Raw genomic sequence first — 14,697 nt, 5'->3', positions numbered from 1 at the left:
GGCGGCGCTCGGTGCACCTGCTTCGGGTGGGCCCTTTGTCGGGTGGGCCTTGTGTGGAGCAGAGACCGAATCGGTTGCCCGGGTGCCGGATGCGGCGCCGGCGCAATGTTCGTGACAGACGAGGGCTGGGCACCAGCAAAAGGACACGCATCACATGTTCGGCAGAAAGAAGATCGCTGTCATCTCGGGGCTCGTCGGTGGCCTCGCCGTGGCATCCACCGGGCTCACGCAGGCGTACGCCGCAGCGGACCCGGGGACCTGCACGCGGGACCTTCTGGGGGGCGTCACGTGCACCCAGCGCATCACGGGTGAGATCCCGGAGGACGGTGTCATCCCGCATCAGGAGAGCTGCATGCCGGTGCGGCCCGTGACGGTGCCCGCCGCTATGGGCACGGGCGTGACCCGGTTCGGGCCCGAGGTGACGTGTCAATCCACCACGACCGGGGTGCCGGCGGCCACCGACGGCGGCGGGGAAGCGTCCGGCCTGTTCTGAAAACGACGTGCCGGGGCGGGCCGAGGGTCCCCGGGCGGTCGTGGCCCGCAGCGGCGTTCACCGTATGCGGCGTCCACCGTATGCGGCGTTGACGCCGCCTGAGGAGTGTAGATCCCCGGACAACTACGCATCGTGTGTAATGCTCACCCTAGGTAGTCAATCCAGGCGTTCTGTCTGGGTACGAAAGGGTTGCACATGCGTAAGTTTCAGCGTGCCGCGGTCGTAGCCGTGGCGGTTGCGGGTCTCTCCGCCCTCGGTGCCGGCGTCAGCTTCGCCGGCGGCGACGACGGCGGTGTGCCGGTCTCCGCCGTCGCCAACTCCTCGGCCAACGCGGTGGCTGTCGGGGGAGGCTACTACTACGCTCAGCCGCAGGAGCAGGGTCCCTCCCAGCCGGCGGCCGGGCCGGAGGAGGAGAAGAACTCCGGGCCCGAGCAGGGCTACGGCCAGCACGAGGGCGACGAGGGCGAGTAGCGGTCGATGCCGCAATCCCTCGTCTGCGGCGCCGGCGTCTGAGCCCTGCACCGGCTGAACGACGCACGGCGGGCTTGCGGGGATGCCAGCAGCCCGGACACAGCAAAGGCTGTGTCCGGGCTGCGGCCGTCGCGCCCGGCAGCACAGCAGTGACATCTTCGACCCCTCCCGGCCCGTCCGCGCCCGTGCACCGCACCGGCGCGTACGGGCCTTCAGCGCAAAGGAAGCCACCCCTTGTTCTCTGCCAAGAAGACGGCCGCCGTCGGCGCGCTCGTCACAGGCCTCGCCGCGATCATCGTCGGCACCGGACACGCGTACGCCGACGGGAAGTCGGGCGGCTGCGAGAACACCGCCCAAGGCGACGTCGTCTGCGTGAAGAAGAGTGAGACGTACATCGACAAGGACGGCACCCACATCGTCGACCAGCAACAGGACTGCTCGACGATCGACCGGCCCCACGTCGTCTTCAACGACGATCCGGTCCTGGAAGGCGAGTCGACCAGCAGGGGCGGGGTCGTGGAGTGCTCGAACACCGCCAAGCTGCCCGATGGGTTCAAGAAGCCGCACATCGACGTGTGAGCGCTCATGCAAGAGCTGGTCCGGAAAACCGCTTCCGGACCAGCTCTTTTCGCCTGTGCGGGGTCAGGCGCGGAAAGAAAAGGGGAATCCCCGGTGCGCCGGGCGGAGCCGGCGTACCGGGGAAAGAGGGTGCCGCCCGATCAGCCGCCGAACGTGTTGTTGCAGCCCATCGTGGAGCCCATGGACGTCTGCTGGGCCCCCGGGTTGCCCTCGCCGTTCAGCAGGTTGCCGCCCAGGCCGTTGCCGATGCCGACCTCACCGAGGAGGTCGACGTTGCTGTCGTGCGACTGGCACGTGCTGCTCTGCAGGACGCTGAAGCTGGAGCCGTTGCCCTTGCCCGAGCCCTGGTCGGCGTGGGCGGCGCCGGCACTCAGGAAACCGAGGCTTCCGAATGCGGCCAGCAGGACGGCGGCCGTGCGGACCTTGCGCATGTGATCTCCGTCGAAGTCAGGTGAAACGATCTGCACAGATCGACCTTCAGGGGGGTGGAGTCTGCCGGGGCGCCCGGTGCACCGGCGTACATCGTCTGGCGACGCGCCCGGCTGCCGCGCCAACCGGCGGCGTACGTGAGCGGCCCCGGCATGTCACCCGATGCTCGGTGCCGGGACCGCTCACTGCCCGGCGTCTTCACGCCGGGTGGGGACTCAGAAAGCGCTGTTGTTGCAGCCCATCGTGGAGCCGATGCTGGTGGCCTGGGCGCCCGGGTTGCCCTCGCCGTTCAGGGCGTTGCCCAGCAGGCCGTTGAGCAGGCCGACCTCGCCGAGAACGTCCAGGTTCAGGTCGTGCGACTTGCAGTTGGAGCTCTGCTGGACGCTGAACTTGTCGCCGCCGCGGTCCCCGCCCTTGTCGCCCCCACTCTGGCTGGCGTGTGCCGTGCCGCCCATGAGACCGATGGTGCCGATCGCGGCGACCAGGACGGCAACGTTGCGAAGCTTGCGCATGTCATCTCCGGTGAGGTGAGTGAGTGCGATCCGTACCAGATCGCCTTTTTACAATTACTGGAGATTAGTACTAAATGCCCCAAAACGGACAGCGACGCGCCGTTGTTCCGCACACACAACCCCCGGCCGCAGCGAGCAAGTGCCCGCGAACGCACCCCTTGACGGCCCACCATTGAGGGCGAGATCTGACCGGCGACAGCCCTACTGCACGCTGGCGAACGAGTTCGACTGACTGTTGGCCTGGGTGCAGTCAACGCCCCGGGTCTGGGACGCGGCAAGCACAGCCACCGGCACATTCGCGTCGAGAAGACTCTGCGGACTGCACTCCTGATACGGACGGAACAGGTTGGCCTGGCCCGCCGATGCGCCTGGCTGCGCCTGCGGCGTCGCCGGAGAGAGCTGAGGGCTGATCTGCGGGTTCAGCTGCGGATTGATCTGCGGGGAAACCTGCGTCCCGTGCTGCGGCGCCGCCTGGGGAGCCGGCGAGCCATTGGTCTGCGCACTCGCCTGCGCCGAGGCGGCCGAGGCGGCCTGGGCGTCCGGCTGCGAGACCGGCGGCGGCACGGCGCCGTTCTGGTAGGGGGTCACGGCAGAACTGGGGCCGGCCCCCACACCGGACAGGCCGCCGGCTGCTGCGACCACGAGCGCGACCTTGTGAAGCTTGCGCATAAGAACCTCGGCCCTTCAATTGACCTGTGCACCAAAGCGGATGACATGCGATAGGCAGCCCGGCCTTCGCCGTTGCTGCCCTGTACGGCTGTGACGACCGTCGTTTCTCGCCCAGTGGGGAACGAAAAGATCCCAGACCTGACACGGGTGCCGTGTCGCGGTCACCCGTATGCCGCAGACGCTCACGCCGACATGCCCACCCCGGCACACGGCAAACGGGTGAAGATCTTCGATCGCCGTGACCCCCGCGAAGGCGCCCTCGTTCCACTGCGGAGAGGGCAGCGACCGCTGACCACCACCGGGGCGGAGGATTCCACTGCCCGCTCCCATGCGAAGTCCGCGCGCTCACTCGATATGACCGTTGCTGACGGTGCGGTGCAACGTTTCGCACCGACTTCACGCCGACCACACCATGCAATGGATTCCCAGTTCAGGTATTGAAGGGCCGAGGGTTTCATGCGCAAGCTTCACAAGGCCGCGCTCGTCGTCGCAGCGGCCAGCGGTCTGACCGGCATCAGCGCCGGCGGCAGTTATGCCGACTCTCCCGCCGGAGGCCCCAGCGTCACTCCGGTATCAACTCCCGACCAGTCGGCTGCCCCGGCCGCGGCACCTGCCCAGCAACCAGCCCCGGTCGCGGCACCTGCCCAGCAACCAGCCCCGCAGGCCGCCCCCATGGCCCAGCAGCAGACCGGCTACGCCTCCGCCTCGGCCTCGTCGCAGGGAATGGCCCAGGCCTCCACCGCACCGCCCCTGCAACAGGCCGCTCCCGCACAGCCCGTGCAGCCCGCACAGGCCGCCCCTGCACCACCGGCACAGGCCGTGCCCCAGGTCATGCCGCAGGTCATGCCGCAGGTCGCTCCGCAGGTGGCCGTCCCCCAGGCATTCGGCCCCGAGCCACCCATGTTCGTCGCCCCCCAGATCAACCCCCAGATCAACCCCCAGGTCAACCCGATCCTCAACCCGACGCTCACGCCCGCCAGCGCACCCCAGCTGGCCCCCGTCGGCTTGGGGCAGGTCGCGGCACCCCCGCTCGGACAGCTGGGACTTCCCCGTCTGGGCTGAGGGCCCACGCACCACGCCCACAGTCATCACCCGGCATGCCGCCCAACCCACCCATTCCTCCAACGGAGAGCTCATGCGCACGTTCCACAAGGCCATCCTCGTCGGCGCCATCCTCGGCGGTGTCGGTTCCATGGGTGCCCCCACCGCCTTCGCCCACGGCGAACCGGGGCACGACGTCGACATCACCCAAGGCGTCGAGTGCCGCTCGCACGACATGAACATCGAGGTGATCGGCAGCATCGGCGCCCTCACCGGCCTGGCAGGCAACCTGCTCAACGGCGAAGGAAACCCCGGTGCCCAGCAGAGCCACCTCGGTTCCGACATGGGCTGCAACAACCAGGCCCTCTAAAGCGGACGCCACCTCGCTCCACACCACACCGGCCCCCACGGTCCGGGCCCCGGCTCAACCCGCCGGCCCAGCACGGTCCGTCTGCCGAACGCAAAACTCCCGGCCGGTTGCGCGCACACGTCGGCGCTCGTAGCGGGCCGGACGGAGGCGGCGGCAAGGCCCACGGCCTTCGAACCGCCTCCTCTGCCCGTTCGGGCCCGCCACCGACCTGCGGCCGATCCCGTCCTCAAGCGTCCACGGCGGGCCCGAGCCGCAACCCGGCGCCGTGCACCGGTCACCGACCACGAACGCCCGGACACCGCCCCGCGCGCTCGTGTGCCCCCTGCGACCGCAGCGGCATCGCTCCCACCGATCACGGCACCCGCTCCACCGGCAACACACGAACCACCAGCCTGCTGCCCTGCCGCCTGCGCGTGCCGCCTTCAGGCATAGCCCCTCCTCCCGACCTGCCTGCGGCCGACGAACCGCCGCCCCCTGCGGCACACGGCCGCCCCCACCCGTGCGGCTCACGGCCGCCGCCGGCGCCTGTGTTGGGGGAGAGAGAAGCGCCCCGGTTTCGGGGCCCCCGCGGTCGATGCCGGACCCTGAACTGCGGGCACGACAGGCGCGTGAGTGCTGCGCGGGCTGTTCGTGCACATCCCGGTGCGAACGCGTCACGGGCCCCAGGAGGACATGCCATGAGGTCCTGGGGCCCGAACGGAAGGGAACGCACTTTCTTAACGACGCTACGCCCTAAAGGACATGCGCTGCTTCAGCGCACTTGCGCCGTAGGGCGGCCGCCGGACGCACCGCCCGCAGCCACGCGCAACGCCAGGCGTGAGCGATGGCGGCCCGGGCCTGTCCGGCGGACCGAGGCCGCAGCCGCAAGCGGATCACGGCGACGGCGACGCGACGGCGACGCGACGGCAACGGCGACGGTGCTGTGCGAGACGAAGGCGCGTTTGTCGTACCGTCTGGCCACAGCCCGCAAGTCGCGCCTGGCCACAGCCCGCAAGTCGTGGACTGGAGGGCGCGTTCGACTTCGTCGCGGCGGTGGTAGATCGCCTTCTCGAAGCCGACGGGACATCCCGCGCCGCGTCCGCACCCCTGCCCGTCGGGACGTCGGGACGTCGGGACGTCGGGACGTCGGGACGTCGGCGCGTCGAGGCGTCGGCTTCGTGGCTCGGGCATAGGGTGCTCGATCGGACGCCCGCGCAGGCGGCGGCGGTTGCGGCGGGCACTGGCCCGACACTCCCCGGCGCCCGGGGACACCGGTGCACGGACGGCGGAGGACGTCCGTTGGTCACCATGCGGTGACCGCTTTGGCGTCCCGCCTCGTCAACCGCCGCCCAACAGCGGCGACTTTGGCCCCCAGCCCACTCGTGGCGAGCCGGGTCGGCCCCGCCCACCGCCGGTCACGACGTCCCCGTTCCGCCCGCCTGGACCGTGCAGGGCTCTCACGCGGTGGGCGCCGCGCGTACACCTCTATCTCGATCTTCATGCGGGGGTCGGCGAGGCCGCACACGAGCATCGTGGCGGCCGGCCTCACCTCGTGGAAGCAACGCCGCAGGACCGGCCAGCAGGGCTCGAAGTCTGCACGCTCGGGCAGCAGATAGCGCACCCGTACCACGTCGGCGAAGGTGCACTTCGCCTCGGCCAGCGCGGCCTCGATATTGCGCAGGCACTGCTCGGCCTGTTCCACCACGTCGTCGCAGATCGTCATGGTGGTGTAGTCGAAGCCGGTCGTCCCCGACACATGCACCCAGTCGCCGCTCACCACGGCACGGGCATAGCCGATCCGCTCCTCAAAGGCCGAGCCGCTGAGGATCGCACGTCGCTCTGTCATGCGCCGAACGCTAAGTGGCCCGTAGGGATACGTCTAATACAGCCGCAGGCATGACCTGATATCTCTTGGCGTATGGAGCGCCCCGAACTCCCCCTGGCCCAGCTGCACGCCTTCGTCGTCCTCGCCGAGGAACTCCATTTCGGCTACGCCGCCGCCCGCCTGGGCATCGCCCAGCCGCCGCTGAGCCAGCAGATCCGCCGTCTCGAAGACAAGGTCGGCCACCCACTGTTCAGCCGCCGCCCAGGACGCGTCACACTCACGCCGGCAGGCCGCGAACTGCTGCCCGCCGCGCGGCGGGCCCTCACCGGCCTCGAGGCCGGCCTGGCCGCCACCCGGGCCGTCGGCAGCGGGCGGGCCGGCCGCCTGCGGATCGGGTTCGCCGCCTCGCTCGCCCTGACCGTCCTGCCCGGCCTCCTGCGCACCTTCCGGCACCAATTCCCCGGCGTGCACCTGGACATCCACGAGATGACCACAGCGCCGCAGCTCGCCGCCCTGCACGACCACAGCATCGACATCGGCCTGCTACGGGAACCGCCCACCCACGAGACAGAGCTCGCCTTCAAGACGGTACTCACCGAGCCCTTCGTGGCCGTACTGCCGTCCACCCACCCCCTGGCCGCCCAACGAACCGTGCAGCTGGGCCAGTTGGCGGACTCGCCCTTCGTCCTTTTGCCCCGCGCGGTCGGCCCGCAGCTGCACGACCAGATCACCGCCCTGTGTACCGCAGCAGGCTTCACCCCCCAGATTGCCCAGCACGCAGTGGAGTGGCAGACCGTGTGCGCGCTGGTGGGAACCGGCCTGGGCGTGTCCATCGCCCCGGCGAGCATCCGGCGCATCCGTCTCAAAGGCGTCGCCTTCCGCAGGATCGAACCCGCCACCGCCCGCACGCGAGTCGCCGTCGCCTGGCGCGACAGCGACCACAACCCGCTGGTCGCACACCTGCTGGCGATCGTCGGTCACGATCCGCCGGACGGGACGTAGCGGCCGGGCTCGGCGATCATTCCCGGCATCCGGCATCCGGCATCCGGCATCCGACGTCCCGGCATCCGGTGTCCCGGTGTCTCGGTGGGAGGGGAAGGTCTTCGGCCGGCCGCCGGCCGCTGTTGTCCTTCGAGTAAGAGCGGCTCGAGGCTGTCCGCGAGTTGTGCAGCCACGTCTTGGGACTTGGCCCGCTCCGGTGGACGTTCACTCCAGCCGGGCGGGGCCCCTCGCAGTGCTGGGGCCCCGCCCCGCCTGGGTCCTCCTCGCCCGCGCCGGCACCGGCGGTCGCGGCTTGCGACTTCGCCGGGATGCGGGAAGCGGCCGCGCTGGGACAGCGGCGGTTCGGCCCCACCCGGCACACCCGGTGGGGCCGAAGCGTGCACCGGGTCAGAAGGAGCGGCCCGGGCTGCAACGGCGGTACAGGAGCGCCCCCGTCAGCAGGAGCGCGGCGCTGCCGGCGAGGGCAGGGGCAGCGAGGTCCGTTCCCGTGTGAGCCAGGGTGGGCGCCGCCCTGTACGGATGCGGAGCCGGGTGGGACCGCGTCGGGGCCGCAGGCTTCGGGGCACGGGGCTTGGAGACCGGAACGTGCCGGGGCACGGTAGGACGGTCACCGCCGTGGACCGACTGGTTACCGAAGACCGGGTTGCCGACGCCGACCGCATTGACGCTGTTCCCCGACACGTGGACGGGCAGGTCGATCGGAAGCTGCACGTCGTTGCCCGAGAGCACCCCGGGAGAGTCGGTGACCCGGCCGTGCGCCGAAGCGCCGTGCGACGACGCCGATGTGCCGGGGCTTGCAACGCCGCCGGCGTGCGCTGCGCCCTTGGTGGTGCACGAGTTGCCCATGGCCGGATTGAGCAGCCCCACGACGTCCGTGGTGTTGCCGCAGACGTTCACCGGTACGGACACCGGCACCTGCAGGCTGTTGCCGGAGGCCAGCCCGGGCGAGCCGGCCGCCGTGGCATCGGCGTTGCTCCCGTCCGCCGCAAGAGCGGCGGACGCGGGAAGTGCTACTGCCATCGCACCGGAAGCGGCGGCGAGGGCGATCACGCGATTTCGGGTAGCCCGTCTCATAGCGTCGTTGCCTTCCTGACATCACCGCGAGCACTCGCCCGCACCTCTTCAAACGCCCGAGAGACAACAGGGTTATGGCCTTCTGCGCCATTGCGGTGAGCCGCGACGACGCGGAGGGCAGCCCACAAGGCCCCATGGCAACCGATCCACATCCCATACATCGGGACGTGTGAAAATCGATTGTGAAGGAAAGCCCATAAGGGCCTGGATACGGGAAACCGGTTGCGGCAGGACACCCCTCGGCGCCGGGGCGGTCGGGCCTGCAGGGTGGATCGGCCGACTGTGGCGCCAAGCGCTCGGCCCTCCCGCCGCGCCGGGCACGGACTCGGCCCGCGTCTCGCCACCGCCACCACGTGCCCCGCCGACGCCGGGCATCTCTTGCGCGCACCCCACGTGTGTCTACCGGACCAGCCGGCTCTCGCGGCCATCGGGCAGCCGAACCGAGGTCCGTCCCGCTGCCCCCTTCCAGCCCGGGGCCCGGCCGTAGCGAGTTCAGAAGGGACCGGCCCCCCAATGGACCCGGCCGGCCGTCCGCGCGGGCGCTGGGCTCTTCCCGCGGGGTGTGGACCGATCCTCGACCGCGGCCGTTGCACGGGGCGGGAAGCGAAAGACACCGCCCCCTGGGTCGAAGGCCCCGCACCAATCCTGGTGCGGGGCCTTCGACTTCACTTCGAGAGGGTTGCAAAGGGGCCGGGAAGGCGGTGCGATCCAGGCGTCAACGCCCGGTTCAGTGCGTATCGATGCGGCTACCAGCCACCGCATTCGGAACCGATGTCGGTGAACTGCGCACCCGGACTGCCTTCACCGTTCAGCAGGTTTCCACCCAGTCCGTTGAGGACGCCCACCTCACCGAGGATGTCGATGTTCATGTCGTGCGACTTGCATCCGCCACCATGGCCGCCCCCGGCGGCCTGCGCGACGGCCGGGTTCATGCCCATGACACTGACACCACCGACGATGGCGACCGCAACAGCGGCCTTGCGAAGCTTGCGCATGTCTCCTCCTTCAGCCGAATGAGCGCACCATCAAAGATCCACTGTGCGCTCATTTCGGAGGCTAGATCGACGTCGCCCGCAGCGCTCATCGAAGGACCCATCTGGGTCTGTGACCCGACCGCTCTGGAGGTTCGTGACCTCAGGCGTCACTGCTCCAGAGGTTCGTGACTCAGGCGTCCAGCGCGTGGTCATGCCCCAGCACAGACCCCGGCACCGTCGACCGGACCGCGGGCCAGGGGCCGGCCGCCCAGCCGGGCCGGCACCCCTCCCCGCGAGGGGCCACGCACTGCCGACGCTGGAGGGGGTGTGAGCGGGTGCGCGGGATGGCGGCCGGCCTGGTGCGGCGCCGACCGGTGGACAGGCCGGGGGAGCGGGGGGCCCTCAAGGATCCTGTGCACATCGACAGCCGCCGCGGCCGCCGCGGCCGCGACGAGCCGCCCGCCAGCGACCGCGGCCGCCAGCGGCCCCGGGGCGCCGCGCCCGAGGTAGGGCACCCGAGGTAGGGCACCCGGGGCAGGACGCCCCGCGCGCGGGGCACCCCCCCCGGCAAGGAAGCCCGGCGTCGCCCCGGTGGTCAGGCGACCGTCAGGACGATCTTGCCGGTGGTGCGGCCCTGCTCGCCGATCTCGTGCGCCTTCGCGGCCTGCGCCAGCGGCAGGACCGTCTCCACCACCGGCTTCAGCGCGCCCCGTTCTGCCAGGGCGGCGATCTCGCGCAGGCCCAGGTGGTCGGGCTCGACCAGGACCCACACCGCCCGCACGCCGTCCTGGGCGGCGGGAACGTCGTCCGGGCCGGGCAGGGTGATCAGCCGGCCGCCGTCGCGCAGCACCTTCAAGGAGCGCTCGGCCGTCTCCCCGCCGAGCCCGTCCAGCACCACGTCGACATCTCCCACGACGTCCTCGAACCGTACCGAGCGGTAGTCGACCACCTCATCCGCCCCCAGCCGTCGCACCAGGTCGTGCTTGCCGGCGCTGGCCGTGCCGATGACGAACGCGCCGCGGGCCTTGGCGATCTGCACGGCGAAGTGACCGACACCGCCGGCCGCCGCATGCACCAGCACCCGCTCCCCGGGACGCACGTGCGCGGTGTCCACCAGCGCCTGCCAGGCGGTCAGCGCGGCCAGTGGCAGCGCAGCCGCCTCCACGTGCGTCAGTCCGGACGGCTTGCGGGCGAGGTGCCGGGCCGGTGCCACCACGTACTCGGCGTATGCGCCCGCCTGGCGCGGGAAGAGCGGCATCCCGAAGACCTCGTCACCGGGGCGGAACATCCCCACGCCGGGGCCGACGGCCTCGACGGTGCCCGACACGTCCCAGCCCACCGCCGGCACGGTGCCCCACTCGATGAGGCCACCGCCGGCCCGGGTCTTCCAGTCCACCGGGTTCACTCCGGCCGCGTGCACCCGCACCAGGACCTCGTTCAGTCCCGGCTCGGGACGCTCCACCTCCCGCTCGACGAGGTTCTCAGGTCCACCCCACTGCTCCACGACCACCGCGCGCATGCTCTTTCGCCTTGCTCTCTGTCTCGTTCGGTTCGTCGGACCGAGAGGCTCCCCGGCGCGACGCACGTCCACGATCGGACATCCCCGCCCCGCACGGTGTTGGCCGTCTGGCCACTATGTGACAGGATCTGGCCATGATTGGGGTACCGCAGACAACGGGCGAGGGCGAGCGGGACACGACGCAGGCGGCGGTGCGACGGCAGCGGATCGCCGTGCTCGCCCTGCCCGGGGTGCCGCCCTTCGAGCTCGGCATCCCCTCCCGCGTCTTCGGCAGCGCCGAGGACGCGGAGGGCCGCCCGCTCTACGAAGTGACCATCTGCACCGCCGACGGCGCACCCGTGCTCAGCGACGCCGGCTTCACCGTGCAGCCGGCGGCCGGTCCCGAGGCCCTGGCCACCGCCGACACGGTGATCGTCCCGCCCACGCACGCCATGCCCGAACTGGGCCGCGGCGGCCCGCTGCCCCCCGACGTCACCGCCGCCATCGCCCGTATCCGGCCCGGCACCCGGCTGGTATCCATCTGCACCGGCTCCTACGTGCTCGCCGCGGCCGGACTGCTCGACGGCAGGCCGGCCACCACCCACTGGAACCTGGCCCCGGAGTTCCGCCGCGCCTACCCCAGCGTCAAGGTCGACGAGGAAGTCCTCTTCGTCGACGACGGCGACGTGCTGACCTCCGCCGGCGTGGCCGCAGGCGTCGACCTCTGCCTGCACATGATCCGTCGCGACCACGGCGCGGCCACCGCCAACAGGGCCGCCCGCATGTGCGTCGTACCGCCCTGGCGGGACGGCGGGCAGGCCCAGTACATCGACCGCCCGGTGCCCGAGCCCACCGTCGCCAGCACCACCGCCACCCGGGCCTGGGCCCTGGAACACCTCGCCGAGCCCCTGACCCTGGCCCGCCTCGCCGAGCACGCCCGGATGAGCCTGCGCTCCTTCACCCGCCGCTTCCGCGACGAAGTCGGTATGACGCCGGTGCAGTGGCTCACCGCCCAACGCCTGGAACTGGCCAAGCAGTTGCTGGAGAGCACCGATCTGCCGATCGACCTGGTCGCCCACCGGGCCGGCTTCGGCTCCGCGAACTCACTGCGCACACACATGCGCTCGACATTCGGCGTCTCCCCGGCCGCCTATCGCCGTACCTTCAGCCCCGACGACCTCGCGCGCACCCCCTGATCCCGCCGGGAAGAGCGAACACATCCACGGACAGCCGCACACCGCCGCGCGACACACCTACCTACGGCGTGCAGGAGCAGGCCGGAACGCGCCGCGAGCTCGAAACGTGATCACCCGGGTGCGACCCACGACCGGACAAGGCCCCTTGGAGAAGCATCCCGTGCAGGCCAGGGTGGGAAAGAGCTGCGCGCAGCCCCGTCACGAGAAGGGCGGTGCAGGGGGGACGTCGCGGGCACCCGAACAAAACGGCTCCGCCCGCACCGAGCCGGAGGCAAGCGGCCCTCCCCCCTCTCCCTGACGGCCCGCGACAGGGGCCTTTGAGGCCGCCACCATCAGCCGGGTCCGCTCCCGACCGCATCGCGCGGGGTGCGGAACTCCTCCACGCCGCCGGGCGGCCTCGCTACAGAGGCCGCCCCGAACGCCCCTCCCGGCTCCCAAGGAGCGCCAACCTCCCCGCGACGCCGGCGGGACTGCGCCGCTGGTGCGCACGCAGGTCACGGGGCGCTTGCCGGCGGCCGGCCGGGGGAGGCCGACATATTCGCGGCCGTTTTTCTCTGCGTCAAGCCCCGAGATTTCGGAGTGTGACCGCATGTGTGGATTCCGGCTTACTTGAAGCACGGCCTCACCGGAAATACCGGAAAAGGAAATGGGGCCCGATTCATCTGGGAGAAATCATGAACCGCATCGTTTCGGAAAATGTGTCCGTCTCGCGCAAGGGCCGTCGGGCTCGTATCGCGACGCTCGTCAGCTCCGCTGTCGTGATAGCGGGCGGAGTGATTCTGCCGGCCACGGCCGCCAGTGCCGCTCCGATGCCCGACTCGAAGGTGGTGAGCGTTCACACGGACGACTGCCACCACAAGGTGAGGCACATGGGAAACAAGCCCAAGGTCAAGGTCCGACACATGGGGAACAAGCCCGTGGAGAAGACGGGTGAAGTCATCGGGGGCAGCAGCGGTGATGCCACGTCCGACGGAAACGGCAAGGCGGAAACCGGAAAGGGCGGTGACGCCAAGAGCAAGGGCAAGGGCAACGCCACCGGTGGAAACTCCGGTGATGCCAAGGCCAACGGTAATGGTGACGCCACCACCGGCAAGGGCGGTGACGCCACGGCCGAGGGCAAGGACAACGCCACGGGCGGCACCAGCGGTGATGCCACCACCACCGGCAACGGCACCGCGACCACGGGCAACGGCGGTGACGCCACCACCAGCGGCACCGGTGACGCACACGGCGGGAACTCCGGCACCGCCACCAGCAACGGCGACGGGGCTGCCCGTTCCGGTGACGGCGGTAACGCCACGGCCAGCGGCGGCGGCAACGCCAAGGGCGGTGACTCCGGTGACGCCGTGGCCCACGGCAACGGCGACGCGGTCAGCGGGGCGGGGGGTGACGCCAACTGACAGCGCTGCATGAGCGCCAGGGGCCCGGGCGGCGCGGTCATCTCCCCGCCCCCCGGGCCCCCCACCCCGGGCCCCCGGGCCTCCCACCCCCCAGCCCTTGGCTTTCCGCTCCCGGCCCGCGTGGTCCCGGGCAGCGCAAGCAACCTCGATACACCCGCCCCGAAGCCCCGAAGCCCCGAAGCCCCGAAGCCCCGAAGCCCCGAAGCCCCGATCCCGAGAAACGGTTTCCTCATGATCCGCAACGCCCGCAAGAACGGCCTGGCCCTGGCCGCCGCCTCCGTCCTGCTCCCCCTCGGCATGGTGGTGATCCCTGCAGGCGCGGCGGTCGCCCAGGCCGCCCCGGGCTTGGTGACGGCCTCGGCCCACCATGACGACCACGGCGGCAAGAAGGACCACGACGACCACCGCAAGGACGACCACCGCAAGGACGACCACTACACGAAGCACGACAAGCACGGTGACCACGACCGGCATCACGGGGACCACGACTCATGCCGCGCCGGTGACGCCACCGCCGGCAACGGCGGCAACGGCACCGGCGGTGACGCCCCGGTGTGCACCGCTCCGGGTGGCACCGGCACCGGGGGCGCCGGCGGCCGCGGCAGGGGCGCCTGCGGTGGCAAGGGAACGAACGGCAGCAACGGGACGGGCACCAATGGCAAGAACGGCCCGCCGTGCCCCGACGGCAAGACCCTGCCCCCGGACCCCGCAGGCCCCGCCACGCCAGGCGGAGGGGGCAGCATCCCGCCGCCCGAGCAGCCCGCCCCCGAGCCCCCGTACGAACCCGGCACCGGCGACTCCGTGCCCCAGGCTCCCGCCCCCCAGCCCCCGCCCGACGTCGTCGTCAAGTAACCCTCACAGGGCACTCTCGAAGCCCCCGTGAGCCCTCGGATGGCTGCGACCCCTGGACACCTCCTCGGACGTCCGGGGGCGCAGCACGCGCCCCGGCCACGGCGAAACGAGGTGGCGAGAATCCACCCGCGCACGAGCTGCGCGGGTCGGCCGCGCTCCGGCCACGGTGAAACGGGGTGGCGAGAATCCACCCGCGCACGAGCTGCGCGGGTCGGCCGGGCGAGGGGACCTGGTGATGGCGGCGGGTGTGACCCGCGGCGGGACGGCCATGGTCACGGCGGACGATTGGCCGTGCCGCCGCCGCGTGCCGGACGGTCACGGGCGCGCACCTCG

At 71.2% G+C, this 14,697-nt stretch carries 15 protein-coding genes and 1 pseudogene; 9 read left to right on the top strand and 7 right to left on the bottom strand.

Annotated elements, in window-relative coordinates:
• The first annotated feature begins 154 nt into the window (after positions 1-154).
• From ACGFT2_RS14930 to ACGFT2_RS14920, 3 genes are all read left to right on the top strand, one after another.
• A complete protein-coding gene (locus tag ACGFT2_RS14930; protein WP_393277829.1) occupies positions 155-493 on the top strand; it encodes a hypothetical protein in 339 nt (112 codons plus the stop codon).
• Positions 494-688: 195 nt separating this feature from the next.
• A complete protein-coding gene (locus ACGFT2_RS14925) occupies positions 689-964 on the top strand; it encodes a hypothetical protein (protein WP_393277827.1) in 276 nt (91 codons plus the stop codon).
• 234 nt (positions 965-1,198) lie between these two features.
• A complete protein-coding gene (locus tag ACGFT2_RS14920) occupies positions 1,199-1,543 on the top strand; it encodes a hypothetical protein (protein WP_393277825.1) in 345 nt (114 codons plus the stop codon).
• A gap of 140 nt (positions 1,544-1,683) precedes the next feature.
• Here ACGFT2_RS14920 and ACGFT2_RS14915 read toward each other — a convergent pair whose 3' ends face one another.
• The 3 genes from ACGFT2_RS14915 to ACGFT2_RS14905 all read right to left on the bottom strand — a co-directional run bounded on the left by ACGFT2_RS14915 (position 1,684) and on the right by ACGFT2_RS14905 (position 3,153).
• The gene (locus tag ACGFT2_RS14915; RefSeq protein ID WP_393277823.1) at positions 1,684-1,974 is read right to left on the bottom strand and encodes a hypothetical protein; all 291 of its coding nucleotides are present in this window, start codon (positions 1,972-1,974) and stop codon (positions 1,684-1,686) included.
• Between the two features lie 213 nt (positions 1,975-2,187).
• Positions 2,188-2,484, bottom strand: a complete 297-nt coding sequence (locus tag ACGFT2_RS14910) for a hypothetical protein (protein ID WP_393277821.1) — start codon at positions 2,482-2,484, stop codon at positions 2,188-2,190.
• Between the two features lie 201 nt (positions 2,485-2,685).
• Positions 2,686-3,153 (bottom strand): hypothetical protein, encoded by a 468-nt coding sequence (locus ACGFT2_RS14905; RefSeq protein WP_393277819.1) that lies wholly within the window; start codon positions 3,151-3,153, stop codon positions 2,686-2,688.
• Positions 3,154-3,609: 456 nt separating this feature from the next.
• Here ACGFT2_RS14905 and ACGFT2_RS14900 point away from each other — a divergent pair, with 456 nt between their 5' ends.
• Together ACGFT2_RS14900 and ACGFT2_RS14895 are read left to right on the top strand one after the other, a co-directional pair.
• Positions 3,610-4,215, top strand: coding sequence for a hypothetical protein (locus ACGFT2_RS14900; protein ID WP_393277817.1), 606 nt, complete (start codon positions 3,610-3,612; stop codon positions 4,213-4,215).
• Positions 4,216-4,288: 73 nt separating this feature from the next.
• Positions 4,289-4,564, top strand: coding sequence for a hypothetical protein (locus tag ACGFT2_RS14895; RefSeq protein WP_393277815.1), 276 nt, complete (start codon positions 4,289-4,291; stop codon positions 4,562-4,564).
• 1,447 nt (positions 4,565-6,011) lie between these two features.
• Here the strand turns inward: ACGFT2_RS14895 and ACGFT2_RS14890 are convergent.
• A pseudogene (locus ACGFT2_RS14890) lies at positions 6,012-6,389 on the bottom strand (RidA family protein); the annotation flags it as partial.
• A 72-nt stretch (positions 6,390-6,461) separates the two neighbouring features.
• Here ACGFT2_RS14890 and ACGFT2_RS14885 point away from each other — a divergent pair.
• Positions 6,462-7,370: a LysR family transcriptional regulator gene (locus tag ACGFT2_RS14885; protein ID WP_393277813.1), complete on the top strand. Its 909-nt coding sequence runs from the start codon at positions 6,462-6,464 to the stop codon at positions 7,368-7,370.
• 387 nt (positions 7,371-7,757) lie between these two features.
• On the opposite strand, the gene ACGFT2_RS14880 is transcribed toward ACGFT2_RS14885, so the two are convergent.
• The 3 genes from ACGFT2_RS14880 to ACGFT2_RS14870 all read right to left on the bottom strand — a co-directional run bounded on the left by ACGFT2_RS14880 (position 7,758) and on the right by ACGFT2_RS14870 (position 10,937).
• Positions 7,758-8,390: a chaplin gene (locus ACGFT2_RS14880; protein ID WP_393277811.1), complete on the bottom strand. Its 633-nt coding sequence runs from the start codon at positions 8,388-8,390 to the stop codon at positions 7,758-7,760.
• Between the two features lie 800 nt (positions 8,391-9,190).
• On the bottom strand, positions 9,191-9,439 hold the full coding sequence (locus ACGFT2_RS14875) for a hypothetical protein (RefSeq protein WP_393277809.1): 249 nt from the start codon (positions 9,437-9,439) through the stop codon (positions 9,191-9,193).
• 574 nt (positions 9,440-10,013) lie between these two features.
• Positions 10,014-10,937 (bottom strand): NADP-dependent oxidoreductase, encoded by a 924-nt coding sequence (locus tag ACGFT2_RS14870; RefSeq protein WP_393277807.1) that lies wholly within the window; start codon positions 10,935-10,937, stop codon positions 10,014-10,016.
• Positions 10,938-11,071: 134 nt separating this feature from the next.
• Between ACGFT2_RS14870 and ACGFT2_RS14865 the strand changes: the two genes are divergently transcribed.
• The 3 genes from ACGFT2_RS14865 (at position 11,072) to ACGFT2_RS14855 (ending at position 14,364) form a co-directional block, all read left to right on the top strand.
• Entirely contained in the window at positions 11,072-12,112 is a 1,041-nt protein-coding gene (locus tag ACGFT2_RS14865; protein WP_393277805.1) for a GlxA family transcriptional regulator, read from the top strand.
• A gap of 869 nt (positions 12,113-12,981) precedes the next feature.
• The gene (locus ACGFT2_RS14860; protein ID WP_393277803.1) at positions 12,982-13,512 is read left to right on the top strand and encodes a hypothetical protein; all 531 of its coding nucleotides are present in this window, start codon (positions 12,982-12,984) and stop codon (positions 13,510-13,512) included.
• Positions 13,513-13,743: 231 nt separating this feature from the next.
• Positions 13,744-14,364, top strand: a complete 621-nt coding sequence (locus ACGFT2_RS14855) for a hypothetical protein (protein ID WP_393277801.1) — start codon at positions 13,744-13,746, stop codon at positions 14,362-14,364.
• Positions 14,365-14,697: the final 333 nt, after the last annotated feature.

The organism is Streptomyces sp. NPDC048514 (assembly GCF_043199955.1).
Classification (GTDB): domain Bacteria; phylum Actinomycetota; class Actinomycetes; order Streptomycetales; family Streptomycetaceae; genus Streptomyces.
This window is presented reverse-complemented; position numbering and strand designations above follow the sequence as displayed.

Excerpts from the sequence above, each read along its gene's own strand:
- ACGFT2_RS14865 (WP_393277805.1), top strand. The coding sequence starts at position 11,072 with ATGATTGGGGTACCGCAGACAACGGGCGAGGGCGAGCGGGACACGACG.
- ACGFT2_RS14860 (WP_393277803.1), top strand. The coding sequence starts at position 12,982 with ATGGGAAACAAGCCCAAGGTCAAGGTCCGACACATGGGGAACAAGCCC.
- ACGFT2_RS14880 (WP_393277811.1), bottom strand. The coding sequence starts at position 8,390 with ATGGCAGTAGCACTTCCCGCGTCCGCCGCTCTTGCGGCGGACGGGAGC.
- ACGFT2_RS14895 (WP_393277815.1), top strand. The coding sequence starts at position 4,289 with ATGCGCACGTTCCACAAGGCCATCCTCGTCGGCGCCATCCTCGGCGGT.
- ACGFT2_RS14925 (WP_393277827.1), top strand. The coding sequence starts at position 689 with ATGCGTAAGTTTCAGCGTGCCGCGGTCGTAGCCGTGGCGGTTGCGGGT.
- ACGFT2_RS14875 (WP_393277809.1), bottom strand. The coding sequence starts at position 9,439 with ATGCGCAAGCTTCGCAAGGCCGCTGTTGCGGTCGCCATCGTCGGTGGT.
- ACGFT2_RS14905 (WP_393277819.1), bottom strand. The coding sequence starts at position 3,153 with ATGCGCAAGCTTCACAAGGTCGCGCTCGTGGTCGCAGCAGCCGGCGGC.
- ACGFT2_RS14915 (WP_393277823.1), bottom strand. The coding sequence starts at position 1,974 with ATGCGCAAGGTCCGCACGGCCGCCGTCCTGCTGGCCGCATTCGGAAGC.
- ACGFT2_RS14885 (WP_393277813.1), top strand. The coding sequence starts at position 6,462 with ATGGAGCGCCCCGAACTCCCCCTGGCCCAGCTGCACGCCTTCGTCGTC.
- ACGFT2_RS14855 (WP_393277801.1), top strand. The coding sequence starts at position 13,744 with ATGATCCGCAACGCCCGCAAGAACGGCCTGGCCCTGGCCGCCGCCTCC.
- ACGFT2_RS14910 (WP_393277821.1), bottom strand. The coding sequence starts at position 2,484 with ATGCGCAAGCTTCGCAACGTTGCCGTCCTGGTCGCCGCGATCGGCACC.
- ACGFT2_RS14930 (WP_393277829.1), top strand. The coding sequence starts at position 155 with ATGTTCGGCAGAAAGAAGATCGCTGTCATCTCGGGGCTCGTCGGTGGC.
- ACGFT2_RS14900 (WP_393277817.1), top strand. The coding sequence starts at position 3,610 with ATGCGCAAGCTTCACAAGGCCGCGCTCGTCGTCGCAGCGGCCAGCGGT.
- ACGFT2_RS14870 (WP_393277807.1), bottom strand. The coding sequence starts at position 10,937 with ATGCGCGCGGTGGTCGTGGAGCAGTGGGGTGGACCTGAGAACCTCGTC.